The sequence below is a fragment of the Saccharibacillus sp. WB 17 genome (assembly GCF_008634075.2).
In the GTDB taxonomy this organism is placed as follows: Bacteria; Bacillota; Bacilli; order Paenibacillales; family Paenibacillaceae; genus Saccharibacillus; species Saccharibacillus brassicae.
In genome coordinates this window covers 24170-49166 of sequence record NZ_VPFK02000009.1, presented here as the reverse complement: position 1 = coordinate 49166, position 24997 = coordinate 24170, and the positions used below count along the sequence as shown (strand labels likewise).

Annotated in this window: 17 protein-coding genes, 1 tRNA gene and 2 rRNA genes; 11 read left to right on the top strand and 9 right to left on the bottom strand. The window is 59.3% G+C overall.

The window, feature by feature from the left end:
• From FTE24_RS02720 to FTE24_RS02710, 3 genes are all read left to right on the top strand, one after another.
• Positions 1–110: ribosomal RNA gene (locus tag FTE24_RS02720) — 23S ribosomal RNA — on the top strand; the annotation flags it as partial.
• A 189-nt stretch (positions 111–299) separates the two neighbouring features.
• A 5S ribosomal RNA gene (gene rrf / locus FTE24_RS02715) occupies positions 300–413 on the top strand.
• A 569-nt stretch (positions 414–982) separates the two neighbouring features.
• The gene (locus FTE24_RS02710) at positions 983–3133 is read left to right on the top strand and encodes a helix-turn-helix domain-containing protein (RefSeq protein ID WP_337190004.1); all 2151 of its coding nucleotides are present in this window, start codon (positions 983–985) and stop codon (positions 3131–3133) included.
• Here the strand turns inward: FTE24_RS02710 and FTE24_RS02705 are convergent.
• The 4 genes from FTE24_RS02705 to FTE24_RS02690 form a co-directional block, all read right to left on the bottom strand.
• Complete coding sequence (locus FTE24_RS02705) at positions 3130–4170, bottom strand: glycosidase (protein ID WP_150235600.1); 1041 nt, start codon at positions 4168–4170, stop codon at positions 3130–3132. The two genes, FTE24_RS02710 and FTE24_RS02705, sit on opposite strands and share 4 nt — an antisense overlap.
• A gap of 205 nt (positions 4171–4375) precedes the next feature.
• Complete coding sequence (locus FTE24_RS02700; RefSeq protein WP_141447868.1) at positions 4376–5980, bottom strand: extracellular solute-binding protein; 1605 nt, start codon at positions 5978–5980, stop codon at positions 4376–4378.
• Between the two features lie 38 nt (positions 5981–6018).
• On the bottom strand, positions 6019–6930 hold the full coding sequence (locus tag FTE24_RS02695; RefSeq protein ID WP_150235602.1) for a carbohydrate ABC transporter permease: 912 nt from the start codon (positions 6928–6930) through the stop codon (positions 6019–6021).
• Between the two features lie 158 nt (positions 6931–7088).
• Entirely contained in the window at positions 7089–8039 is a 951-nt protein-coding gene (locus tag FTE24_RS02690; protein WP_150235604.1) for an ABC transporter permease, read from the bottom strand.
• Between the two features lie 395 nt (positions 8040–8434).
• Between FTE24_RS02690 and FTE24_RS02685 the strand changes: the two genes are divergently transcribed.
• Both FTE24_RS02685 and FTE24_RS02680 read left to right on the top strand, forming a co-directional pair.
• Positions 8435–11275 carry an alpha-mannosidase gene (locus FTE24_RS02685; RefSeq protein WP_150235606.1) on the top strand — a complete coding sequence of 947 codons (2841 nt, stop codon included), beginning with the start codon at positions 8435–8437 and terminating at the stop codon, positions 11273–11275.
• Between the two features lie 144 nt (positions 11276–11419).
• Positions 11420–12712 carry a glycoside hydrolase family 125 protein gene (locus FTE24_RS02680; protein ID WP_150235607.1) on the top strand — a complete coding sequence of 431 codons (1293 nt, stop codon included), beginning with the start codon at positions 11420–11422 and terminating at the stop codon, positions 12710–12712.
• A gap of 690 nt (positions 12713–13402) precedes the next feature.
• Here the strand turns inward: FTE24_RS02680 and FTE24_RS02675 are convergent.
• From FTE24_RS02675 to FTE24_RS02655, 5 genes are read right to left on the bottom strand one after another with little or no spacing between them, the layout of a single operon-like run.
• On the bottom strand, positions 13403–14119 hold the full coding sequence (locus FTE24_RS02675; RefSeq protein WP_150235609.1) for a GntR family transcriptional regulator: 717 nt from the start codon (positions 14117–14119) through the stop codon (positions 13403–13405).
• A gap of 9 nt (positions 14120–14128) precedes the next feature.
• Positions 14129–15145, bottom strand: coding sequence for a sugar kinase (locus FTE24_RS02670; RefSeq protein ID WP_150235611.1), 1017 nt, complete (start codon positions 15143–15145; stop codon positions 14129–14131).
• The gene (gene dagF, locus FTE24_RS02665; protein WP_150235613.1) at positions 15138–15923 is read right to left on the bottom strand and encodes a 2-dehydro-3-deoxy-phosphogluconate aldolase; all 786 of its coding nucleotides are present in this window, start codon (positions 15921–15923) and stop codon (positions 15138–15140) included. The genes FTE24_RS02670 and dagF overlap by 8 nt, the downstream gene beginning before the upstream one ends.
• Positions 15924–15926: 3 nt before the next feature.
• A complete protein-coding gene (locus FTE24_RS02660; protein ID WP_150235615.1) occupies positions 15927–17033 on the bottom strand; it encodes a DgaE family pyridoxal phosphate-dependent ammonia lyase in 1107 nt (368 codons plus the stop codon).
• A complete protein-coding gene (locus FTE24_RS02655) occupies positions 16999–18126 on the bottom strand; it encodes an amidohydrolase/deacetylase family metallohydrolase (protein WP_150235617.1) in 1128 nt (375 codons plus the stop codon). The genes FTE24_RS02660 and FTE24_RS02655 overlap by 35 nt, the downstream gene beginning before the upstream one ends.
• Before the next feature lie 442 nt (positions 18127–18568).
• Between FTE24_RS02655 and guaB the strand changes: the two genes are divergently transcribed.
• From guaB to FTE24_RS02625, 6 genes are all read left to right on the top strand, one after another.
• Entirely contained in the window at positions 18569–20026 is a 1458-nt protein-coding gene (gene guaB, locus FTE24_RS02650; protein ID WP_141447878.1) for an IMP dehydrogenase, read from the top strand.
• A gap of 277 nt (positions 20027–20303) precedes the next feature.
• Positions 20304–21725: a D-alanyl-D-alanine carboxypeptidase family protein gene (locus tag FTE24_RS02645; RefSeq protein WP_141450434.1), complete on the top strand. Its 1422-nt coding sequence runs from the start codon at positions 20304–20306 to the stop codon at positions 21723–21725.
• A 94-nt stretch (positions 21726–21819) separates the two neighbouring features.
• Positions 21820–22701, top strand: coding sequence for a pyridoxal 5'-phosphate synthase lyase subunit PdxS (gene pdxS, locus FTE24_RS02640; RefSeq protein ID WP_141447879.1), 882 nt, complete (start codon positions 21820–21822; stop codon positions 22699–22701).
• A gap of 7 nt (positions 22702–22708) precedes the next feature.
• Complete coding sequence (gene pdxT / locus FTE24_RS02635) at positions 22709–23314, top strand: pyridoxal 5'-phosphate synthase glutaminase subunit PdxT (RefSeq protein ID WP_150235619.1); 606 nt, start codon at positions 22709–22711, stop codon at positions 23312–23314.
• Positions 23315–23321: 7 nt separating this feature from the next.
• On the top strand, positions 23322–24605 hold the full coding sequence (gene serS / locus FTE24_RS02630; protein WP_150235621.1) for a serine--tRNA ligase: 1284 nt from the start codon (positions 23322–23324) through the stop codon (positions 24603–24605).
• 163 nt (positions 24606–24768) lie between these two features.
• Positions 24769–24857 (top strand) — tRNA-Ser (locus tag FTE24_RS02625).
• Positions 24858–24997: the final 140 nt, after the last annotated feature.

Here is a 24997-nt window from a genome sequence, read left to right as displayed (position 1 = left end):
CCACACGCAAGTGGTAAGACCCCTTGGAGACGACGAGGTAGATAGGCAGGAGGTCGAAGCGTAGCAATACGTGTAGCTGACCTGTACTAATCGGTCGAGGGCTTATCCTATAGACTTGCGCAGCAAGTCCCTTCGGAAGCATCTGCTTCGGTTGAGACTTCTGCGCAGGCAAACACTTCATGACGCGAAGTGGATCGTTTCGGATCCGGTTTTCAAGGTGCAAACCTTGAGTTACAAAACAGAGCTTGTTTAGGAAACACAGGCCCAATCGGGATATTCGTTTCCTAAAGACAATCTGTTCCGGCTTACTTTNCAGAGGGGTTCCACACGTTCCCATCTCGAACACGACCGTTAAGCCCTCTAGCGCCGATGGTACTTGGACCGCAGGGTCCTGGGAGAGTAGGAAGCCGCCAAGCCAAAAAGAAAGAGCCTTTACCGTTCACTCGGTAAAGGCTCTTTTTGTTGTTTAAAGAGTATTTCTTCCCGTTGCCCTTAATCTTGCGCCCTTGCAGCCGGCAAAGCCGCTGCCTCTTCCCTGCGGCTCATAATAGCCGCCTGACCGTGCGTATTCCCGCTCTGCCTCTCAAGCGCCTGGAGGCTTGAGAGGCCTTCTCTACCCCCAGAGCGGGCCCGTTTCGAACCGGAGCGCCTTTGCCCTCCCCTTTTTCCGCCAGATGCTCTTATTCCAATCGAGAAAAGGGGGAGGGCAACGAAGCGCAGGTCGAAAAAGGCGCGCTCCTCCCTCTAGCGTCAAATTCAATATAACGTTATAATGTTTAGAGCATCATCGGTCGAAAGGGGGCAAAAGCACAACATGAAACGCAGCATACAAGCTTTATACGGATCCCGATTCGTTTTTCAGGAACGATGGAACGTAATGAAGTCCAAGCTTTTGTTCCGATACGCGCTTTCTTATATACTGGCCTTTCTCATTCCTTTGACGGCTCTTACCGTCTTTGTATATGATAGCGCTGTCAAAAATTTGCGCTCCGAAATCGAGCAGTCCAAGATTAACCAGCTCAATCAGGTGAAGCTGACGATCGACGACCGGATGAACGAACTGCATGCGCTTGCCAGCCGGATTTCGTACGACGAACATCTGACTCCCTACATGCTGGACCATACGCTGTATGCGCAGGAAGCGATCCGCACACTGGCCAACTACAAAGCGAGCAACAGCATCGTCGAAGACCTGCTGCTGTACATGCACGGCGATTCGCTGATCTATTCTTACCGCGGACTTGCGAATCTGGACGTCGTCTTCAACCGGGAGTACCGATTCGAGCATTGGACCTCGGAAGAAGTGCATCGCAATCTGAACGAGATCGACCAGCCGCTGATCCGCGCCGCGGAGATGGTCAATATGTATTCGCGCCAGGAGCCGATGCTGACGTATATCGTGCCGATCAAGACCAACGATCCGTATCCGTACGGAGCGGTCGTCTATTTAATGAAAGAATCCAAACTGACCGGCGTGATGGACTCCATTTTGAACGACGTGAACGGCAGCAATTACATTTTTAATGAAAAAGGAGAAGTGCTGACGACCAACAGCCGCGGGACGGAGACGCCGGGCGCGGAATGGGGGACGCTTGCCGATCTGGAGCCGGGCATTCACAGCATGACGCTGGCCGGAGAGAAGCAGTCGGTCGTGTCGGTCACGTCGGAAGAGAACGGCTGGACTTATGTGATGGCGATGCCGAGCCACCAGTTTTTCGGACGGGTGGCACAGGTGCAGACGCTGATCGCGATCGTCTTCGCCCTTGTCGTCGTCACGGGCAGCCTCGCGGCGATGATGCTGGCCAGACGACAGTACCATCCGGTCAAAGACCTGATGGAATTCGTCGGCATCCAGAGCGGAGCGGCGGCCAAAGCGTCGAACGAATGGGATTCCATCCGGCAGACGATCCGCGAATACAATGCGAGAATCGATATGCAGCAGCCGTTCGTGCGCAACCAATGCCTGCTGCTCCTGCTCAAGCACGGCCGTCCGGACGACCGGGAGATGATGCGGACGATCGACGGGATCGGGCTGGGCTTCGGAGACGGTCACGGGCGATACCTGACGGCGATCCTGTCCTGGAGCGAGCCATCGGAAGGACGCCAGATTTCGGAAGAACGGTATGCGGTGCGCGATGCGCTCAGTCATTTCGTCGTGGAAGGCACAGGGGCGCGCGTATTCGGGGTGGAATTTTCCGCTGTCGACCAGCTTGCGCTGGTGATTGCCCTGGAAGAGCAGGAAGGAGGGGACGGGCTGCAAGAGAGAATCGCGCGCACGATCGAAGCGGTCCGGCTGCTCGCGGTCGACGGGCTGCAGTCCGTGCCACATATCGGGGTCGGGTCGGCTTACGCGGATCTGGACTCGCTGAACCAGTCGTTCGTGGAAGCGGCGACGGCGCTGGAACACCGCAAGATGAACGGACGCGGGCAGGTGACGTATTTCGAACAGCTGGCGGGGCCCGAACAGGCGGAAGAAGGCAGCTTCTGGATCTCGCGCAAACTGATTCTCAAGCTGGATCAGAGCCTCAAGCAGGGAAGCACGCTTGTGGCGGTGCGCATCTTGTCGGACATCATGGATACGCTCAAAAAAGAACCGCTGTCCGCGCCGCTGCTGCGCTGTATCTGCTTCGACGTGCTGAACTCGCTGCTGCGAACGGCGTCGGAACTCGGCATGAAGGAAGTATTTGCGGACATTTCGGTTCTGGCCTCTTTTGAAACGTTGGAAGAACTGGAGAGCCGCCTGCTGTCGCTCGCTTCCGAGATCTGCGCCCAGGTCGAGCGCAACACGGAAGAGACGCGCGACACGCTGATCGACGACATTGTAAAAGACGTGGACGACCGATTCTCCGATTATACGCTGAGCCTGGAACATCTCGCGCTGAAGTATTCGGTGTCCACGTCTTATTTGAGCCGCAGCTTCAAGGAAAAGACCGGGTTGAATTTTTCGCAGTATATTTGGCGCAGCCGCGTCGAAGAAGTGATCCGGCAGTTGGAGACGACGAGCGCTCCGCTCAAAGAAATCATCGAACAGGTCGGCTATCTGGACGCGCCCAACTTCATACGCCGGTTCAAAAAAGAAATGGGCTTCACCCCCGGGCAGTACCGCAAGCAGAAAGCGTCGAAAAGAGCTTAATTCCGCCCCGTCTGCCCGGCCGGCTCCACCTGCTCCAGCAGATGTTCGACCAATTCGTCCACGGGCACCGTCGCCAGCGCGATCGCCGTGTCCGTGACCCCGTAGTAGATGTACAGCAGCCCGTCTTTGACGATATTGCCGGTCGGGAACACGACATTGGGAATCTGGTAGCCGAATTTTTCGTAATACGTCTCCGGTTCCATGATCGGCTCCCAGGTACGGGCAAGCACGATCTCCGGATTGTCCAGATCGAGCAGCAGCGCGCCTACGCGGTAGACGATGTCGTCGTCCACGCCGTGATACAGCACGAGCCAGCCGGCGTCGGTCCGAATCGGAGGCGTGGAACCGCCGATCTTGCGGGATTCCCAGGAAGGATTCTCCGCTTTGGCCAGCAGCTTGGGCTCGTCCCAATGGATAAGGTCGTCGGAGTAGGTGATCCACATCGCCGCTTTCTCCGTGCCGTACGCTTCGCCGACGTATTCTTCGGGGCGGCGCAGCAGCACGAAACGCCCGTTGATCTTTTCGGGGAACAGGATGTTGTCGCGGTCGTTGATCTCAAGCGGCGTCGTGTCGGCGACGAATTCCCAATCGATCAGGTTATCGGACCTGGCGATCGAAGAACGGGTCAACCAGTGGCCGGGCTGTTCGCCCCAGCCGTCGGGATAGGTCGGGATCGAGCGTTCCGGGATGCCGGTGCCGGTCGGGTAATAGCTCATCGCGCACGGACGCAGGGCGTAGTTCAGGTAGAACGTGCCGTCGATCTTGACGACGCGCGGGTCCTGCACGCTGCCATACGGGAAGCCGAGCTGATCGGGCGTCAGGATCGGTTCTTCCTTGACGTGGGTAAAGTGCACGCCGTCTTCGCTTTCGAGCAGACCGAGGTAATTTTTGCACGGCGTCAGCGATCCGGCGGTCCGTTCGATCATATAAAACTTGCCGTTGTCGACGATGACGGCGGGATTGAAGACGGTCGCTTTGCGCCATTCGTACAGACCGGGCACGACGATCGGATTGTCGGGATGTCGGGTGATTTTCATGGGAAAAGACCTCCAGCTTCAAGAATAGGCTAAAAAAAGTACGCTATAAATCATAGGCTGAACCGTTCAAGCCGGCTGCGCTATCGCGCGGTCGGCTTTTGGCGCGCTCCAGACAGGCAGGGCACCCGGCATCATATCGTATGCGAGCGCCCTGTCTTCAGGTCTGAGCTATTGTCGGTCGCAAGATTGGTTTTCCGCCTGGCTCTTAGTTCGCTTTCCAGCGATCGTACGCGGCTTGATTGATTTCCTTGACGCGGTTCGCGCCCATCTTGTTCAGCGTCTCGACGTAAGCGTCCCAGCCGCTGATCGGCTCGGCGCCCGTGATGAACTTCGCTTCCATCTGCTTGACGTACGTGCTGAGGTCGGAGTTCAGGCTGTTGATCTCGGACTGTTCTTCAACGGTGAGGAACAGGGCCGGGAACGGCGCGCGCGCTCCGTTGTCGAGCAGTTTGGTCTGCGTTTCTTTTTCCACCCACAGATCGAAATCGTTCTTCAGACCTTTGGTAATATCGTCCATCGAGATGGTCGGAGCCGGAATACCGTAGTTCGGCGTCAGCGTGGAGCGGTATTCTTCCGAATCTCCGCCGCCCGGAACAGGCAGTGCTTTTTTGGTGCGATCCGCCTCGTTCTCATACTCCCAAAGCGTGCCTTCCGGTCCTTTGTTGAACAGCAGCGCACCTTCGTAGGAGTACAGGTAATCGACCCAGCGCATCGACGCTTCCGGCGACGGATTCGTTTTGGTGATGGCAAAAGCTCCGGTCGTAATGCCGCGGTTTTTGGCGATCGCCGGTTGGTCGACGAACTCGCTGCGTACCGGCAGGAACATCGGATCTTTGTCGGACGGTTCGCCGCCTTTGGTCATGTAGGCATGCCAGTCGGAGAACAGGCCGAGCCGGTTGCTTTGGCCTTTGGCTTTTTTCTGTTCGCCGGTCTGCGAGAAGCTTTCCGGATCGAGCAGGCCGTCCGCCCACAGACGGTTCATGTACTCCAGATAATGTTTGTAGCCTTCTTCGACCGGCGTGTAATGCACGACGTCGCTGTCGTCTACGTAGATTTCTTCTTCATAGATGCCGAACGCGCCCAGCAGCCAGGTCCGGATATCCCGCACGTTGGCGGCCGCGGTCGTTACCGAAGAGACCGGAATCTCGTCCATTTCGCCGTTGCCGTTCGGATCTTCTTCCTTGACCCGCTTGAGGTAATCGTACAGTTCTTCCGTCGTTTCCGGCAGCTTGTCGATCCCGAGCGCGTCCAGGAACTCGCCGTTGTACCACATCGGATTGCGGTACCAGTGCTGGCTGAACTCGACGACCGGCAGCGAGTAGATATGGCCGTCCGGCGCCGTGATCGATTTACGTACGTCCGGGTATTCTTCCAGCAGCGCTTTGAAGTTCGGCGCGTATTCGTCGATCAGTCCTTCGAGCGGGAGCAGCACGCCCTGTTCGCCGTATTTGAGCTGCTCCGACGGCGTTAGGCCGGCGGCGTAGAAGACGTCCGGGTAATCTTCGCTGGCGAAGACGAGGTTCTTTTTCGTATCGAAGCTTTCTTTGGGCGCGTTTTTGTATTCAAAAGAGACGTTCGACATTTTCTCCATTTCCTGCAGGACGACCATGTCTTCCCAGTTCTGAATCCCGACGTCCGGCGCCATCATGGTAAGTTTGATCGGGGTCTCGACAATCGGGAATCCTTCCTTGCTGACCGTCACTTTTTCACCGCTGCTTGCCGCTTCGTCGGAGCCTCCGCAGCCTGCCAGCAGCGAGGCGCCAAGCCCTCCAACCATCAGCAGCTTCCAGGCTTTGCTTCGGATGTTCATGGTAAATCCCCCTCTGTGTTTGAATGGACAATTTCAACTTAACCCTTGACCGAACCCACCATCACCCCCTGGACAAAATATCGCTGCAGGAACGGATAGACGGCGATGATCGGCAGCGTGGAGACGACGATAACGCCGTATTTGATCAGCGAGGCCGTCTCGGCTTTGGAATTCATGGCCTGCGCAATGTCTCCGCTGATCGCCGCGCCTGTCGTTTCCGCGGACATTTCCTGCAGGACGAGAATTTGGCGCAGAACCATCTGAAGCGGATATTTGGCTTCGCTGTTCAGGTAGATCAGCGAAGGGAAATAACTGTTCCAGTGCCCGACTCCGTAGAACAGCGCCATGACCGCGATGATCGGAGCCGAGAGCGGCAGGACAACGCGCCAGAACAGCTTGAGATTCGTACAGCCGTCGATATGCGCCGCTTCCTGCAGTTCTTTGGGAATCGCCGATTGGAAAAAGGTGCGGGCAACGACGATATTCCATACCGAAGCGGCGACCGGCAGGATGAGCGCGCCCATCGTGTCGATCAGGCCGAGGTTTTTGACCACCAGATACGTCGGAACCAACCCGCCGCTGAAGAACATCGTCAGCAGGATAAAAGCCATAAACCAGCCCCGGCCGACAAAATCGGAACGGCTGAGCGCATACGCAGCGGGCAGGGTAACAGCCAGATTGAGCAGCGTGCCGACGAGCGTATAGATGATCGTGTTCAGGTAGCCGTTCCAGATCTTCGGATTGTTGAACACCAGCTCGTAGCCGGCCCAGGTGACGTCTTTGGGAAACAGCCACATCTGCCCGGAGTTGACCGCCTGCGGACTGCTGATCGAGGCGCTGAGAATGTAGATGAGCGGATACAGCACGACGAGCAGGGCGACGGACAGATAGACATAGGTGCAGATCAGGAAGATCTTGTCGCCTTTGGACTCTTGGATCGCTTTGATCATGGAGGTCTCTCCTTTCGGGTGCTTTAAGCGTACTTGGTTCGTTAAGCGCGTTAAATGTTTGAAGCTCAAACAATAAACTTAACTCGCTTAACGTACTTGGTTCGTTAAGCGCGTTAAATGTTTGAAGCTCAAACAATAAACTTAACTCGCTTAACGAACTACCATAAACTGTTTTCGCTGGTGCGGCGGGCGATCCAGTTAACCGTCACCAGCAAGATCACGTTGATAACCGAGTTGAACAATCCGACCGCGGTCGAGAAGCTGTACTGCGCGTCGACGAGACCGGCTCTGTAGACGTAGGTCGAGATGACGTCGGACGACTCCAGGTTGAGCGAGTTTTGCAGCAGCAGAATCTTTTCGTAGCCGACCGTCAGGATGTTGCCCATATTGAGGATGAGCATGATCGTGATCGTCGGCAGGATGCTCGGCAGATTGATATGCAGCACCCGCTTGAAGCGGCTCGCCCCGTCGACGATCGCGGCTTCGTGCTGCTGCGGATCGACGCCGGACAGCGCGGCCAGATAGATGATCGTGCCCCAGCCGGTACTTTGCCAGACGCCGGACAGCACGTACATCGTCTTGAACCAGGCGGGATCGGTCAGGAACTGCGGCGCATTGAAGCCGAGCGCTTCGATCAGCATCACGATCATGCCGTTGCTCGGCGAGAGGAACGTGATGATCATGCCCGCCATGACGACGACGGAGATGAAGTGCGGCGCGTAGGTGACGGTCTGGACCGTCTTTTTGAACTTGCCGTTGCTCACTTCGTTGAACGCCAGCGCCAGAATGATCGGCAGCGGGAATCCGAGGGCCAGTTCATAGAAGCTGATGCTGAACGTGTTCCAGATCAGATCCCAGAAATAGTAGGAATTGAAGAACCGCTCGAAGTGGTCGAAGCCGACCCACGGACTTCCGGTAACGCCCAGGGAAGGAACGAAGTTTTTGAAGGCGATTTGGATACCGTACATCGGAGCGTAATGGAAAATAAGGAAGTACAGGACCGCCGGCAGCATGAACAGGTACAGCTCCCAGTTGCCGAGAATTTGCGCGCGTCTCGAAGTCTTCTTCAGAAGCGGAAGCTCGGCGCCGGGTGTTTTGGATGCCTTCATGGATTTCCCCCTTCTATGGCGTGTACGCCGGATGCGTCTCGGACCGCCGTTTGCGGCGTCCGGCAGATCGGCGTGCACGTCTGCTTCATGCTTGATGGATAACGCTTACAAGACCCAGCTTAACGAAGCCCGGGCGGTACCGTAAATATGTGTATTGCGCATTGTCATTTCCGAAAAGCTGACAAACCGCGCAGTGGAGCGCTTTTCCACGTCAAAAAGAACCGCGATGTCAGCTCGGCTCCAAGGCGGAATGTGTCGAATATGAGCCGGAAGGAGCCGAGAAAATTCCACATATTGCGCTTCCAGCGCGAGTATGACAACATGTCTAGCGTACAGGGAAATCCATGAAACGCACCGTGTAACGAATAGAAGCGAGACCAAGGAGGACGTTGTCCATGACTCGAAAAACCGCCCATATCATCTCCCACACCCACTGGGACCGGGAATGGTATTTGCCGTACGAATCGCATCATCTGCGCTTGACGACCTTGATGAACCAACTGCTGGATACGCTGGAGCAGGACGAGCGCTACCGCTATTTCCATCTCGACGGACAAACGATTATCATCGACGATTATTTGCAGATTTACCCGGATCAGCGGGACCGGTTGGCCAAATTGATCCGCGAGGAAAAGATTATCATCGGACCGTGGTACGTGCTGCAGGACGAGTTTTTGACCAGTTCGGAAGCGAATGTGCGCAATCTGCTGATCGGTCACCGCGAAGCGGCCCGCTGGGGTCCGGTGTCGAAGCTCGGCTATTTCCCGGATTCGTTCGGCAATATGGGCCAGGCGCCGCAGCTGCTCAAGCAGGCCGATATCGAAGCGGCCGTGTTCGGGCGCGGCGTCAAGCCGACCGGCTTCGACAACCAGGTGAGCGATGCGCCGGGGGAATACGAGTCGCCTTATTCGGAGATGAACTGGGAGTCGCCGGACGGTTCGAGCGTCGTCGGCGTCCTGTTCGCGAACTGGTACAGCAACGGCAATGAGGTGCCGGTCGGCGAAGACGAAGCGCGGATCTATTGGCAGCAGAAGCTTGCGGACGCGGAAAAATACGCCTCGACGCCGGAGCTGCTGTTCATGAACGGATGCGACCACCAGCCGATCCAGACCGATCTCGGCGACGCGATCGAGACCGCTTCGGCGCTCTATCCGGACGTGGACTTCGTGCATTCGACGTTCGACCGGTATCTCGAAGCGCTGGCCCGGCATGACCGCGAAGAGTGGGTGACCGTGCATGGCGAACTGCGCAGCACGCGCACCGACGGGTGGGGGACGCTCGTCAACACCGCTTCGGCCCGCGTCTATCTGAAGCAGCTGAACCAGACCGGACAGACGATACTGGAAAAAGGAGCCGAACCGCTGGCCGTCATGGCGAAGCTTGCCGCCGGTCAGCCTTATCCGCACGAGCCGCTGGCTTACGCGTGGAAGACGCTGATGCAGAACCATCCGCACGACAGCATCTGCGGCTGCAGCGTCGACGAAGTGCACCGCGAGATGGTGACCCGCTTCGACAAGAGCCGGCATATGGCCGAAGCACTGATCGACGAGAGCCTGAGCGCGATCGGCGCTGCCATCGGCACGGATACGGTCGAAGCGTGGCCGGAGCACGCGCGGCCGGTCGCCCTGTTCAATACGACGGGCTGGATGCGCAGCGGCGTCGTGACCGTCGAAGTCCAGGCGGCCCGCACCGACTTCCGGGAAGGGCCGTCTCCGCACGGCATCGCGGCGCAGCTGGATGCCCTGCCGCTTGGCCCGGGGCGGGTGGTCGATCCGCAAGGGCGCTTCGTGGCGGCGCGGATCGAAGATCTCGGCGCGCAGTTCGGCTACGACCTGCCGGACGACGGTTTCCGCGTGCCTTATATGGCGCGGACGTTCCGATTGACGTTCGAAGCGGCCGACGTGCCGGCGCTGGGCTACAAGCTGTACGCCTGGGTACCGGAGGCGGACGGCGGTTCGGCTTACGGCGAAGCGGCCGGGAACGTACCGACAAATCGTGAAGCCGCAGGGCAGCCGAACGAATCCGAAGCGGAAGAAGTCGTCTCGACGCCGCAGGGCATGGAAAATCAATTTCTCGCCGTCCGCTTCGCGGAGAACGGCTCGTATACCTTGACCGACAAAGTCACGGGCCGCCGGTACGAGAACCTCGGCCTGTACGAGAACTGCGGCGATATCGGCAACGAATACGTATTCCGGCAGCCGGAAGGCGACCGCATGCTGACGACCGAACACCTGCAGGCGAGCATCTCGCTCGTCGAAGACGAAGCGTACCGCGTGACGTACGAGATCGTGCACGAATGGGGCATTCCGGTCGGGGCGGAAGACCGGTTCGAAGACGAGAAGCGGAAGCTCGTTCCGTTTCTCAAGCGCCAAGCCGGACGTTCCGCGAAAACAACGCTGCTGACGCTGAAGACGCGGGTCTCGCTGGATCGCTCGGGCCGCGGCGTGCAGGTGTCCGTGTCGCTCGACAACCGGGCGCGCGACCATCGGCTGCGGGTTCTGCTGCCGACCGGCCTGCGGACGGAGACCGTCCTCGCCGATTCGATCTTCGAAGCGGCGGAGCGGGACATCGTGCCCGCCCCGGAATGGATCAACCCGAGCAACGCCCAGCATCAGCAGGCGTTCGTGAGTCTGTCCGACGGCACGCACGGCTTGACCGTCGCCAACAAAGGACTGAACGAGTACGAAGTGCTGCAAGGCGGCACCGGCACGATCGCCGTGACGCTGCTGCGCAGTGTGTCCGAACTCGGCGACTGGGGCGTGTTCGAGACGCCGGAAGCCCAATGCCTTGGCGAGCATACGCTGGAATACGCCGTCTACCCGCATGCCGGGGACGTGATCGAATCCGGCGCGTTCGCGCAGGCTTACCAATACCAGACGCCGTGGTTCCACCGGGCGCTGGCGCGTCAATCCGGTCCGCTGCCGGCCGAATACCGGCTCCTGAGCTGGAGCGGCGAGCATCTGGCGCTGTCCGCCCTCAAATTGTCCGAAGAGCATGAAGACGTGATCGTACGCTGGTACAATCTGTCTGGCCGGGAGACGGCGCTTGCGTTCCAACCGAACTTTGCTGTCGGCGGCGCATACGGCAGCGATATTCTGGAACGCCGGCACGAACCGGCCGCGCAGAGCGGGGAAGACGCGGCATCCGAATCGTCCGCGGACGGCAGCCGGATCGAAGCGTCGGTCGGCGCGGCGAAGATCGTGACATTCGCGCTGGAACCGCTCGTACGCGAGTAGAATCGGCTGCTCCGCCGCTCGCGTACCCGTCCGCACCCGCGGAACCGACAGCCGCTCGCGGAACCGTTTCCGCCGCTTTTTTTCGAACCCTTGTCCATGACCCTACGAACACCTATCCTTTATTGCGAGCAGGAGGCGTTTTTCATGAGCACGATTCCCAAATTGCCAGGCGCGGTCGAGCGTTATCTCGAACAGACCGATCAACGGCTTGCGCATCATCCCAAGCTGCAGCAGGTTTTCCGGAACTGTTTTCCCAATACGCTTGAGACGACTACCAAATTGTTGGACGACGGCACGACGTTCATCTATACCGGCGACATCCCGGCGATGTGGCTGAGAGATTCCGTGGAGCAGGTCCGGCATTACATTCCGCTGGCCAAACACGACGCCGACCTGCAGCGGATCATCGAAGGGCTGATCGCCCGGCAGCTGTTCTACATCAATATCGATCCGTATACGAACGCGTTCAACGAGACGGCCAACGGCCGGCATTACCGCGATTCCGACGATTGCGAGCTTAGTCCGTGGATGTGGGAACGCAAATACGAGCTGGATTCGCTGTGCTTCCCGGTACAGCTGTTGGCGCAGTATTGGCAGGAAACGGGGCGGACGTCCATGTTCGACACCGACTGCTACCGGGCGCTCAGCACGGTCGTCCGGGTCATCGCGACCGAGCAGCGGCACGACGACAAATCGCCGTACTACTTCCGCCGCGACACGAAGCAGGATACGGAGACGCTGTACAACGACGGACGCGGCATGCCGACCAACTATACCGGCATGAGCTGGTCCGGCTTCCGCTCCAGCGACGACGCGTGCGAATTCGGCTACAATATCCCGGCGAACATGTTCGCCGTCGTCATCCTCGGCCATATCGAGCGCATCGCGTCGGAGATCTACCGGGACGAAGAGTTGGCGGGCCGCGCCGCGAAGCTGATCAAGGAGATCAACTTCGGCATCCAGCGCTACGGTATCGTCGACCACCCGAAGCACGGCAAAATCTACGCGTTCGAGACCGACGGCTACGGCAATTATTCGCTGATGGACGACGCCGGCACGCCGGGCCTGCTGTCCATTCCGTACATCGGCTACGTCGGCACCGACGATCCGGTCTATCAGAACACCCGCCGTTTCGCGCTCAGCTTCGACAACCCGTTCTATTTCGAAGGCAAGTTCGCCAAAGGTATCGGCAGCCCGCACACGCCGGGAGGCTACGTCTGGCATATGGCGCTGTCCATGCAGGCCCTGACGTCGAACGACGAGCAGGAGATCAAAGACTTGATCGAGATGCTGCTCGCCACCGACGCCGGCACCGGCTACATGCACGAAGGCTTCCACCCCGACGACCCGAGCGATTTTTCCCGCGAATGGTTCGCCTGGTCCAACAGCCTGTTCGCCGCGCTGATTGTCAAAGTGATGAACGAAGACCTGATCTGATCCGATCTCTAGTGGCGTGATCGTCCAAGCCTTGCCCGCACCCAAAAAGACCACGCTTTCCGCGTATACCGGAAAGTCGTGGTCCTCTTTGATTTTTTTACTCCCCCGGCCATGCGGCTTAATTTGAGCGCTTCGACTTTATAAACATTCTTTTCAAAGCCTCCACACTGCCGCAAAAGCAACGTAACCTCCCCAAATCTTCTTTTCTCCTACTTACATGTCCAAAAAAACAACGTACAAGCCAATTCGGCGATCTAAGGCTCGATTTACGCAGCTACGCTGCTTAATAAGCAACGTAACTCTACAAACAGCCAATTTTCACCCTCTACATTGCCACAAAAGCAACCTAACCCCTGCCCTTTGTCTTTAGCCCTCGCCTCTAGTCTTCGCCCTTCTTCTTTCCCCAAACCGCAAACCAAAGACCACGCTCTCCGCCTACAGCGGAAGCCGTGGTCCTCTTTTGACCTTAATTTCTTGACCTTAATCTTTTGACCTTAATCTCTTAATCTCTTAATTATCAGTCCGCTTTCAAGCTTGTGCGACCTGCGCTCTGCACTCCCCTACCCCACAGAGCGAGTCCTTTTCGAACCGGAGCGCCTTTGTCCTTTCCCCTTTACCGACGGCTCTTATTCCAATCAAAAGGGGAAAGGGCAACGAAGCGCAGGTCGAAAAGGACTCGCGGCCCCCCACCTACACCTCATAATAAACCACATAAGGATGCATCCCGTCGCGGTAAAAGCCTTCGCTGTATTCCGCCGCGCGGCCGGTCTCGTCGTGGGCGAGCCGGACCCGCTTCAGCAGCACCGCGTTTTTTTCCACCCCAAGCGATTCGGCGGCCGCAGCCTCCGGCGAACCGACCGAAAATTCGTCGCGCATCCGCGCGATGGCAATGCCCTGCTCTTCGAGCCAGCCGTACAGCGATTGCCCTTCGAGCGCCGGCTGCGCCGGATCGTCTTCCGCGTGCGCGGGCAAATAATGCGTGTAATGGATGTAAGGCGCGTCGTCGAGCGAATAGAGCCGTTCGATCCGCAGGCAGGAGGCGCCGAACAGATCCCGCAGCCGGTCGTCGCTTCCGGTAGGGACGATTGCGGCACCCAGCACTTTTTTATCGATCCGGTGGCCTTCTTCGACCAGAATCTCCGTAAACCTTTTCCAGGTAAACCGTTTGGAAGTGGACGTATTGCGGACGACCCGGGTGCCTTTGCCGCTGCTCGTCTCCACATACCCTTCCTGCACGAGCAGTTTGACCGCGCCCCGGACCGTAATCTTGCTGACGCCGAACTCCTCCTCAAGCTTGGGCTCGGGAGGGAGGTAGGCATCTAGCGGATACTGGCCGTGCAGGATGCGGTCTTTGAGAATGCCGTGGATTTTCAGGTACAGCGGTTGTTTGGTGCGGCTTGTCGCCATGGTTCGTTCCTACCTTTCTATGTCGCCGGCTCCTTCGTTCATGGCCCGGAAGATTTGTGCTTCCGAGGAGAACGGCGTGTCGCCCGCGATCGTGTGCGCCAGCATCGAGGCCGCGGCGGCGAAGCGGACCGTCCGATCGGCCGGAAAATCCGACAATTCCCCGTGTAAAATACCGCTCGCATACGCGTCGCCGGCTCCGATCCGGTCGTAGACGGGAAACGTCAGCCGGTCGGAGAAATGAAATTCGCCTGCCCGATACAGATAGCCGAGCAGCGAATGCCGGCCGTCGCTTTCGATGCCGCGGTGCGTGCCGGCCAGCACGGCCGTGCCGTACCGCCCGGCGACGACAGGCATCAGCGCCTGCAGCTGTTCCAGCCGGTCGCCGCCTGGAAGCGGCAGGCCGAGCACATGGATCGCGTCGTTTTCGTTCATGAAGACGATCTGTGCCAATTGTAACATTTTTTCATACCACGGGCGCGCCTGCGCATAACCGTCCGGTCCCCACAGGCCCGGCCGATAATTGCAGTCGAACGCGACGGTGCCGCCCGCCGCGCGGACCGCTTCGGCGAACCGCAGCGCATTGCGCCGGACCGTATCGTTCATGGCGAGGGCGATGCCGCAGAAATGGACGACGTCTGCCGCGCGGGCCGCTTCGTCGAACGGATAGGCGCCTTCGGCAGCCAGATTGAAGCTGCTCTGCTGCCGGTTCGTATACGTGACCCGGCCGGGCCGCGCGCCGAAGCCGGCTTCCAGAATGTACATGCCCAGGTACATGCCGTCGCGGCGCACGTAATGCGGCAGCAGCCCGAGCTTGCGCAGATTGGCTTCCGCCGCGTCGCCGACCGGATTGTCCGGCAGCGTCGTGACCGGCAGCGCGAGGTGGCCGAAGCGCGAGAGCGCCGACAGCACGTTGACGCCGCTGCCGGAGTACGACACCTGCAGCGTATCGGTCTGCGACAGCAGGCGGAATCCCGGCGTCTCCAGCCGCATCATCACTTCGCCAAAAGCCGCGACGCTCTTAGGCATGGTCGTCGACCAGCCGGCGCATGACGGCCAGCAGCCCGGCCACGTCCGCCACGATCGTATCGCCGCTCGCTTCGTCGACGATCGAGGAATAGACGTGCGGGATTACCTGTGGCACGCCCGCTTCGAGCGCGATACGCACAATTTCTTCGAAGTTGTTTTTGTCGATGCCGCCGGTCGGCTCCAGAGCGAAGCCTTCTTCGCCGCAGGCCTGCGCGACCGCGCGGTATTCGGCTTCGAGCGATAGCCCTTTCATCGGGAAATACTTGAGCGCGCTGCCGCCCATGTCCCGCACGAGCGCGATCGCCGCTTTGACCGGCACGATCGCTTGCTCCGAAGCCGCGGCGCTGAACGGACCCGTGGAGAGGTTCACGTAACCCGGCCGCCCCGAAGGGGAGACGAGGGCGTTGATCCAGCCCGGCGTGCCGTTCAGGTTCCCGCGCGTCGTCCCGACGGACGGGAACACCTGGTTGATATGGCTGCCGGCATATTCGCGCGCGATCTCGGCCACGACCTGCGCCTGGCGGTTGTCGCCGGCTCCGAGCCCGATCGAGACCGCGTCGTCGATCGCCCGCCCGTATTCCCGCATCGCGTCGACCGCTTCGGGCACCGTCTTGTACGCTTTGGACAGCACGCCGACCAGCACATGGCCTTCGGCCGCTTCGAATACGTCCCGCGCGTTATCCACGCTGCCCGCCAGCACGTTCAGCGCCGCCCGGTCCCGGTACAGGCGCTTCGCGATCGCTCCGTCTTGTTTCGTCAACTTTCCGTGTTCGCCCATCGCTCAGTTGCCCCCTTTGAATAGTTCGCGCAGCCTGCGCTCGATCACGTGGATATCGTCGCCGAGCAGCGGCCGCGGGTCCAGATCGAAATAACCCTGCCGCGCTCCGTAATCGCGCGTGTAGATCGCGATCTCGCCGCTTTTCAGCGCTTCGACCGTCTGCACCGCGTCCGTACCCGCAAGTTGCGGGTCGATCTGCACGCGGGCCCGGTAGATGGCGCGGCCCGCTTCGTCCTGCACAAGGCTTACAGTGATGCCGTCCAGCCCGCCGAGCGGCAGCAGCGCTTGCAGCGTTTCTTTTTCCTGCTGACTGCGGTCGGGTTTGTCCAGGTATTCATCCAGCGCCTGAAGCAGGCCGAACGTCGTTTCCTTGCCGACTTTCATGCTGCGGCCGATGCCGTGCAGCTGCACTTTGACCGCGTCGACGTAACGCCGCTTGCCTGCCACGAGGCCCGACGTCGGCCCTTCGATCGCTTTGGAACCGCTGAAGATGACGAGATCCGAGCACGACGCGTAACGCCGAAGATCTTCTTCGGCTGCCGCGTCGATAATAAGCGGCAGGCCGAGCTTTTGCGCCAGCGCCCACGTTTCTTCGACGGACGCCATGTTTTTTTGGACCGCGTGATGCGATTTGACGTAGAGGATCGCCGCCGTGCGTTCCGTCACCGCGTCTTCGAGCTGCGCCGTCGTGCCTTCGTTGGCGTAGCCGGCTTCGACGACCGTTCCGCCGCCCAGATAGACCATCGTATCGACCGGTGCGCCGTATTGGACGTTGTGGCCTTTGAGCATGACGATCTCATTTTGCAAAAGAGGAGACCGGTGCAGCCGCAGGCTGGCCCCGACCTTCCCGCCCGTGACGATACCGGCGACCGACAGGGCGATACCGCTTGAGGCGGAGTTGACGACGAGCGCCGATTCGAACCCGAGCAGATCCGCGATCCGTGCTCCGGCCTTGTCGACCAGATCGGCGATCTCGACGTAGCTCTGGCCGCCGGCCCGCATCGCGTCCATCACCGTATCCGTCGGCGCGGACACGCCGAGAATGCTCATTCTTCCGCTTGCGTTGATGACCCGTTTAAGACCGTACTTGGCATGCAGTGTACTGCCCATTCACAATCACTCCTTCGGCTTGAATCGTCTGACGCGACGTGCGCGTGCTTCCTTCGGAATCCGTCAGCAGGGACGGCTTGTCTTCAACGGAAAAAAGGGTCAGGTTCGCGGCGTCGCCGACCCGGATACGGCCGAGCTCCGGACGGTTCAGCCAGTCGGCGGGGCGTTTCGTGACCGCGTCGATCACGTCCGCCAGCGGATAACCGAGCGACAGGAACTTGGTCAGCACGCTGGCCATGCCGTAGACGGGACCGTGGAGCCGGTTGCCGCGGTAAATATCGGTGCTGATCGTATCGAAAAAAACGCCGGCGCGCCGCGCCTGTTCGGCCGTCTTGAACGAGAAGCTGGCGGTGCCGTGGCCGACGTCCAGCTTGACGCCGCGCGCGATCGCGTCACGCAGCACCGGCAGCGGCCGCCCGCTGTCGTCGAACAGGTTGTTGGCTTTGCCGTTCAGGTAATGCGTGACGATATCGCCGCGCCGCAGCAGGGGGATGACGTCTTCGATCGCCGGAGGCGCCGAGCCGATATGCGTCATCAGCGGCAGCCCGGCGGTATCTGCGATCGCGACCGCCCGGCGCAGCGGTTCGAGGCCGTTGTCGCCGACGACGCTGCCGCTGATGCGCGCTTTGAAGCCGACGACGAAGCCGGCCTGCGCGCGCGCCGCCGAGAGGGCGGCTTCGCGGTCGATCCAGTCGAGGCGCGACAGTTCGTCGACCCGCTGCAGCCCGAGACGCGACACGTTGAGAAAAGCGAGCAGCCGGGTCCGGGCGCCGCTTCGGCTTGCGGCAAGCTCGGCGATCCGGTCGGCGCCGCAGCTGCCCGCATCGACGATCGTGGTCGAGCCGCAGCGAATGCCGATCTCGTCGATCGCGTCGCCGTAAGGTTCGAATTCGGGAAAAGCATGCACGTGCAGGTCGATCCAGCCGCTGGAGACGTACCGGCCTTCGCAGTCGATCAAAGGGCCGGACGCGGCCGCCGCCCGGGCGTTCGAGCCGGCCGGGGATATTCCGGCGATCACGCCGTTTTCCACCGTCAGATCCACCGCGCGGCCGTCCGTCAGGCGGACTTGACGCAGTACGAGATTGTTGGGCATGAAGCACCTGCTTTCTTCCGCTGGGATAAGAGATCGGATATTCGGGATCAAGCATGGAATTCCATTCCAACATACCATCGCTTATTTCAAAAAACAATATAACGTTATAATGTTTGAGTTATTCGCAGCTTTTGGAGCCGGGTTCAAGCAGAAAGCGAAAAGCATTTTGGGCCGCGAAAATACGTTGTAAAAGAGGACTTTCCAAGCAGGTAGGCAGGCAAAGGAAAATTATTGAAAAAACGCGGCGTGTCCATACGGGGCGGACAGATTTCCGGCCTGCCGAAACGGCCCCGGAGCCCGCGTCCCTGCAAGCTTTTTCACCTTGACAGCCCATACCCCCTTTGCTAAGATTGCAATAATATATTTTCAGAAAAGCCCTTTCAGCTTTCCATATAAGGAAAAAACGGCAGTTGGGACCAGACAAAAAAGGAGGCAAAATCGCGTGTGGAATAGCAAGTTCGACAAAGAAGGTCTGACGTTCGACGACGTATTGCTCGTACCGAGAAAGTCGGAGGTTCTGCCCAAGGAAGTCAGCGTGTCCACGAGACTGAGTGACAGCGTGAAGCTGAATATTCCGCTGATCAGCGCCGGCATGGATACCGTTACCGAAGCGCCTCTGGCAATCGCGATCGCGCGCGAAGGCGGCATCGGCATCATTCACAAAAACATGCCGATCGAGAAGCAGGCGGACGAAGTGAACCGCGTGAAGCGCTCCGAGAACGGCGTCATCACGAATCCGTTCTTCCTGAGTCCGGATCACCTCGTCTCCGATGCCGAAGTCCTCATGGGCAAGTATCGGATCTCCGGCGTGCCGATCGTCGACGAGAACGAGAAGCTGGTCGGCATCCTGACCAACCGCGATTTGCGCTTTATCCACGACTACAGCATCGCGATCAAGGAAGTCATGACGCACGAAGAACTGGTGACGGCTCCGGTCGGCACGACGCTTCGCGAAGCGGAAGGCATCCTGCAGCAGCACAAGATCGAGAAGCTGCCTCTGGTCGACGAGAACAACGTGCTCAAAGGTCTCATTACCATTAAAGACATCGAAAAAGCGATCCAGTTCCCGAATGCCGCCAAAGACGCGCAGGGCCGCCTGCTGGTCGGCGCCGCCGTCGGCGTGTCGAGCGACGCGGTAGACCGGATCGACGCGCTCGTGACCGCGGGCGTCGACGTAATAGTCGTCGATTCCGCGCACGGGCATCATATCAACATCCTCGACGCGGTCCGCAATATCCGCAGCCGCTATCCGGAGCTGACGATCATCGCCGGCAACGTGGCGACGGGCGAAGCGACGCGCGACTTGATCGAAGCTGGCGCTTCCGTCGTCAAAGTCGGGATCGGCCCCGGCTCGATCTGCACCACCCGCGTTATCGCCGGTATCGGCGTGCCGCAGATTACCGCCATCTACGACTGCGCGACGGTTGCCCGCGAATACGGCATTCCGATCATCGCCGACGGCGGCATCAAATACTCCGGCGAGATCACCAAAGCGATCGCGGCCGGCGCCCACGCCGTCATGCTCGGCAGCATGTTCGCCGGCACGGAAGAAAGCCCGGGCGAAGCCGAGATCTATCAAGGCCGCCGCTTCAAAGTCTACCGCGGCATGGGTTCCATCGCGGCCATGAAGCAGGGCAGCAAAGACCGTTACTTCCAGGACGATGACAAGAAGCTCGTTCCGGAAGGCATCGAAGGCCGCGTCGCTTACAAAGGACCGCTGTCCGACACCGTGAACCAGCTGGTCGGCGGCCTGCGTTCGGGCATGGGCTACTGCGGCGCCGGCGATCTCGCCGTGCTGCGCGACGATACCCAGTTTATCCGTATCACCGGAGCGGGCCTGCGCGAGAGCCATCCGCACGACGTGCAGATTACGAAGGAAGCGCCGAACTATTCCGTCTAAGCGTCATTTGAGCGCCTGGGCGCAGCGCATATTGAACCGCATACCATTTTCGAAGCGGACCGGGCTGTTTGCCCGGTCCGCTTTTTTGACGGAAACCCGGGAACTTGAGGCCCTCCGAAAGTACGTTCGCAAGCCTGCGCACGGGCATCCCGCCGCGGACCGGGACTTTCCCGTTTGTCACATTCCGTGGGAAGACATGCCGCCCAACCCTGTGTTAGACTAGAAAGGCCTGACCAAGAAACTGAGCACGAGGGGAGTATTTAATCCATTGAAACGCATGCCTTCCACCCATAAAACCAAAATCGAGAAGAACCGGATCAACCAGCCGAAACTGCTCAAAAGAAGCGCGGCTTCCGTTCTACTTATCCATATGCTCTGTCTGTCCGTCGTTCCCGCCAATCTGGCCGGTGCCGCAGCCGCGGACACGACCAAATCGCAAACGACCGAGGCTCCGGCGGCCAAGACGCCTGCCGCGGCCCCGAAAGCCATTCCTACAGTCGAGAGCCTGAACCTCGCCGTCAAATCGGCCGTTCTGCTTGAGCCGACGACCGGCGAAATCGTGCTGTCCCTGAACGCCGACGTGGCGCTTCCTCCGGCCAGCATGACGAAGATGATGACCGAATATATCGTGGCTGAACAGGTCAAGCAGGGCAAGATGAGCTGGGAAGACGTCGTCACGGTCAGCAAAAACGCGGCCGCCCAGATCGGCTCTCGCGTGTTCCTGGCCGAAGGCGACCAGCACACCGTGAAGGATCTGTACATCGCGATGGCGATCGGGTCCGCGAACGACGCGACCGTGGCGCTGGCCGAGACCGTCGCGCCGACCGAGACCGAGTTCGTCAAGCTGATGAACAGCGAAGCGAAGCGGATGGGCATGAAGACCGCCCACTTCGCCAACTCCACGGGCCTGAACATTGCCGACATGCCGGCCGATTCCCGGCCGTCCGACGGCAAAGAGACGGTCATGTCGGCGATCGATGCCGCGCTGCTGGCGAAATACATCGTCACCGACCATCCCGACTTCAACGAATTCACGACGATTCCGTTCTTCCAGTTCCGTCCCGGCGCCAGCGGGCGGATCGACAATCTGGACTGGATGCTCGAATCGAACGCCGAAGTGCCGAACTTCAAAGCCTATGCCTATGAAGGGCTTGACGGCCTCAAGACCGGCCATACCGAAGCGGCAGGCAACAACTTTACCGGCACGGCCGTCCGCGACGGCATGCGCCTGATCAGCGTCGTGATGGGCACGGACGCCAACGATCAGGGTTCCCGCTTCGTCGAGACGCGCAAAGTGCTCGATTTCGGCTTCAACAACTTCGAGATCAAGGAGTTGGTCGCGGCGAACCAGGCGATCGAAGGCGAAGCGCCCGCGGTCGTCACCAAAGGCAAGGAAGAGTCCGTAGCCTACGAGACGGCCGGCGCGCTCAGCTTCGTCGTGCAAAAGGGAGCGGATGCCAGCAGCCTCAAAATGCAGGCCAGCATCGATTCCGCACTTGAAGCGCCGATCGCCAAAGGCGACAAGGTCGGCACCGCGACCTATACGTACCAAGCGAAAGGCGCAGCCGAAGCGCAGACCAAAACGGTGGATCTCGTCGCTTCCGCGGACGTCGAAAAAGCCGGCTGGTTCAAGCAGCTGATGCGGGCAATCGGCGGATTCTTCTCCGATCTGTTCGAAGGCATCAAGAACCTGTTCTAAATCGCGCCGAATCGATTGTATGCGCGCAGCCCCTGCTGTAAAATTCACCGGTAGAACGGCTTGACCAAATCGGAACACAACGGGGGCTACGACAATGGAAGCAGGAACATCGCGCGTGAAAAGAGGCATGGCGGAAATGCAAAAAGGCGGCGTCATCATGGACGTCATGAACGCCGAACAGGCCAAAATCGCCGAAGCGGCGGGAGCGACGGCGGTTATGGCGCTGGAACGCGTTCCGTCCGACATTCGGGCGGCGGGCGGCGTAGCCCGTATGGCCGATCCGACCATCGTGGAAGAAGTCATGAAGGTCGTATCGATTCCCGTCATGGCCAAAGCCCGTATCGGGCATTACGTGGAAGCCAAAGTGCTGGAATCGCTCGGCGTGGATTATATCGACGAGAGCGAAGTGCTAACACCGGCGGACGAAGTGTTCCATATCGACAAGCAGGAATTCACGATTCCGTTCGTATGCGGCGCCAAAGATCTCGGCGAAGCGCTGCGCCGGATCGGCGAAGGAGCTTCGATGCTCCGCACGAAGGGCGAACCGGGAACCGGCAACATCGTGGAAGCGGTCCGCCATATGCGCCTGATCAACGGTCAGATTCGCAGAGTGAAGAACCTGTCCAAAGACGAGCTGTACGCCGAAGCCAAAAATCTGGGCGTTTCGTACGAAGTGCTGCTCGATATTCACCTGAACGGCAAACTTCCGGTCGTGAACTTCGCGGCGGGCGGCGTGGCGACTCCGGCCGACGCGGCGCTGATGATGCATCTGGGCGCGGACGGCGTGTTCGTCGGCTCCGGCATTTTCAAATCCGACAGCCCCGAGAAATTCGCGCGTGCCATCGTCGAAGCGACGACGCATTACGACGACTACCGCCTGATCGCCGAAGTATCGAAGAACCTCGGCGCGCCGATGAAAGGCATCGACATCAAGCAGTTGGCTCCTTCCGAGCGCATGCAGGATCGCGGCTGGTAATCGCGCGATGACGAATTCGAACCTCAAGATCGGCGTGCTTGCCCTGCAGGGCGCCGTATCCGAACATATCCGCAGCCTGGAACGGGCCGGAGCCGAGAGCTGCGCCGTCAAGACGGTCGAGCAGCTCGAAGGTCTCGACGGCCTCGTCATTCCGGGCGGCGAGAGCACCGTAATCGGCAAGCTGATGCGCAAGTACGGCTTCATCGAGCGCATCCGGGAGTTTTCGGCGGCGGGCCGACCGATCTTCGGCACGTGTGCCGGACTGATCGTGCTTGCCACATCGATCGAAGGGCAGGAAGAACCGCATCTCGGTCTCATGAACATGACGGTCGCGCGCAATGCGTTCGGACGTCAGCGGGAGAGCTTCGAGACCGACCTGCCGATCGAAGGAATCGACGAGCCGGTGCGTGCCGTTTTTATCCGGGCGCCCTTAATTCGTGAAATCGGTGCAGACGTCGAAGTGTTGGCGGTTTATAATGGAGAAATGGTAACGGCGCGCGAAGGGCATCTTCTCGTGTCGTCATTTCATCCGGAATTGACCGACGACTACCGGCTGCATGCCTACTTTGCGGATATGGTGCGTCAGTCCAGGACCGGAGAACCGAAAGGATGAAGCTCCCGTGTTGGATGTGAAAATATTAAGAAACGATTATGATCGGGTCAAGCAGGCACTCGCGAACCGTGGCAAATCCGAAGACCTGATCGCGAATTTCCCGCGCCTCGACAGCGAACGCCGCGAGAAGCTGCAGGAAGCGGAGACGCTGAAGAACCGCCGGAACACCGTTTCGGGCGAAGTGGCCAGACTCAAAAAGAACCGTGAGAACGCCGACGATCTGATCGTCGAGATGCGCGAAGTTTCGGACCGGATCAAGCAGCTGGACGAAGAAGTCCGCGGTCTGGAGACGGAAATCGACGCCATCACGATGGCGATTCCGAATATTCCGAACGAAGACGTGCCGATCGGCGCTTCCGAAGACGACAACGTCGAGATTCGCCGCGTCGGTGAGCCGAGAACGTTCGACTTCACGCCGAAAGCCCATTGGGACACGGCGCAGAATCTCGGCATTCTCGATTTTGAAGCGGCCGCCAAAGTGACGGGTTCGCGCTTCACGTTCTACAAAGGGCTCGGTGCCCGTTTGGAACGCGCGCTGATCAACTTCATGATGGATCTGCACAGCGAGGAGCACGGATACGAAGAGATGCTGCCTCCTTATATCGTCAATCAGGACAGCCTCTACGGAACCGGCCAGCTGCCGAAGTTCGAAGAGGATCTGTTCAAGCTGAAGGATACGGAGTATTATCTGATCCCGACCGCCGAAGTGCCGGTGACGAACTATCACCGCGACGAGATTATCGAAGCGGGCGACCTGCCCAAAAAGTATATCGCCTACAGCGCCTGCTTCCGTTCCGAAGCCGGTTCCGCCGGACGCGATACGCGCGGCCTGATCCGTCAGCATCAGTTCAACAAAGTCGAAATGATCAAGATCGTGCATCCGGATCATTCGTACGACGAGCTCGAACAGATGACCGCGAACGCGGAGCGCGTGCTTCAGCTGCTCGGCCTGCCTTACCGCGTTATCGCCTTGTGCACGGCGGATATGGGCTTCACCGCCGCCAAGACGTACGATCTCGAAGTGTGGCTGCCGGAAAGCAGCATGTACCGCGAGATTTCGTCGTGCTCGAACGTCGAAGACTTCCAGGCGCGCCGCGCCAGCATCCGTTTCCGCCGCGAACCGAAAGGCAAGCCGGAATTCGTGCATACGCTGAACGGTTCGGGCCTCGCCGTAGGCCGCACGGTCGCCGCCATTCTGGAGAATTACCAACAGGAAGACGGCAGCGTCGTCATTCCCGAAGTGCTTCAACCGTATATGCGCGGCGTGAAAGTGATCGCTCCCAACGCGTAAAGCTTGAGTCCTATCCGGCGCTTCGTTTCGTGACAAGCGATAGACCTTGCGCGAAGCGAAGCGATGGGATATGATAGGAACGGACATTTGCGGGGAAAGATTTTGGCTAGGCGCAGAATTCTTCAAATCGCTTTGCCCATAGGGGTATGCAATTTGAATACTTGGAGAGGTACCGAAGCGGTCATAACGGGGCGGTCTTGAAAACCGTTAGGGGGCAACTCCACATGGGTTCGAATCCCATCCTCTCCGCCAGTTTAAACCATTACAGCCGTCTTTTCCCGATTGGGAGAAGGCGGCTTTTTGCTGTGATGCAAAACAAGGCGGAAACGAGACAAACCGTCAAAAATTATGGCATAATTACAATATACGTATTTGTATGCAGCAGTATACGG

What these genes read in the sequence shown, in the direction of transcription:
- FTE24_RS02705 (WP_150235600.1), bottom strand. Translation starts at nt 4,170, where the DNA reads ATGAAAATCACCCGACATCCCGACAATCCGATCGTCGTGCCCGGTCTG.
- FTE24_RS02700 (WP_141447868.1), bottom strand. Translation starts at nt 5,980, where the DNA reads ATGAACATCCGAAGCAAAGCCTGGAAGCTGCTGATGGTTGGAGGGCTT.
- FTE24_RS02695 (WP_150235602.1), bottom strand. Translation starts at nt 6,930, where the DNA reads ATGATCAAAGCGATCCAAGAGTCCAAAGGCGACAAGATCTTCCTGATC.
- FTE24_RS02690 (WP_150235604.1), bottom strand. Translation starts at nt 8,039, where the DNA reads ATGAAGGCATCCAAAACACCCGGCGCCGAGCTTCCGCTTCTGAAGAAG.
- FTE24_RS02685 (WP_150235606.1), top strand. Translation starts at nt 8,435, where the DNA reads ATGACTCGAAAAACCGCCCATATCATCTCCCACACCCACTGGGACCGG.
- FTE24_RS02680 (WP_150235607.1), top strand. Translation starts at nt 11,420, where the DNA reads ATGAGCACGATTCCCAAATTGCCAGGCGCGGTCGAGCGTTATCTCGAA.
- FTE24_RS02675 (WP_150235609.1), bottom strand. Translation starts at nt 14,119, where the DNA reads ATGGCGACAAGCCGCACCAAACAACCGCTGTACCTGAAAATCCACGGC.
- FTE24_RS02670 (WP_150235611.1), bottom strand. Translation starts at nt 15,145, where the DNA reads ATGCCTAAGAGCGTCGCGGCTTTTGGCGAAGTGATGATGCGGCTGGAG.
- dagF (WP_150235613.1), bottom strand. Translation starts at nt 15,923, where the DNA reads ATGGGCGAACACGGAAAGTTGACGAAACAAGACGGAGCGATCGCGAAG.
- FTE24_RS02660 (WP_150235615.1), bottom strand. Translation starts at nt 17,033, where the DNA reads ATGGGCAGTACACTGCATGCCAAGTACGGTCTTAAACGGGTCATCAAC.
- FTE24_RS02655 (WP_150235617.1), bottom strand. Translation starts at nt 18,126, where the DNA reads ATGCCCAACAATCTCGTACTGCGTCAAGTCCGCCTGACGGACGGCCGC.
- FTE24_RS02645 (WP_141450434.1), top strand. Translation starts at nt 20,304, where the DNA reads ATGCCTTCCACCCATAAAACCAAAATCGAGAAGAACCGGATCAACCAG.
- pdxS (WP_141447879.1), top strand. Translation starts at nt 21,820, where the DNA reads ATGGAAGCAGGAACATCGCGCGTGAAAAGAGGCATGGCGGAAATGCAA.
- pdxT (WP_150235619.1), top strand. Translation starts at nt 22,709, where the DNA reads ATGACGAATTCGAACCTCAAGATCGGCGTGCTTGCCCTGCAGGGCGCC.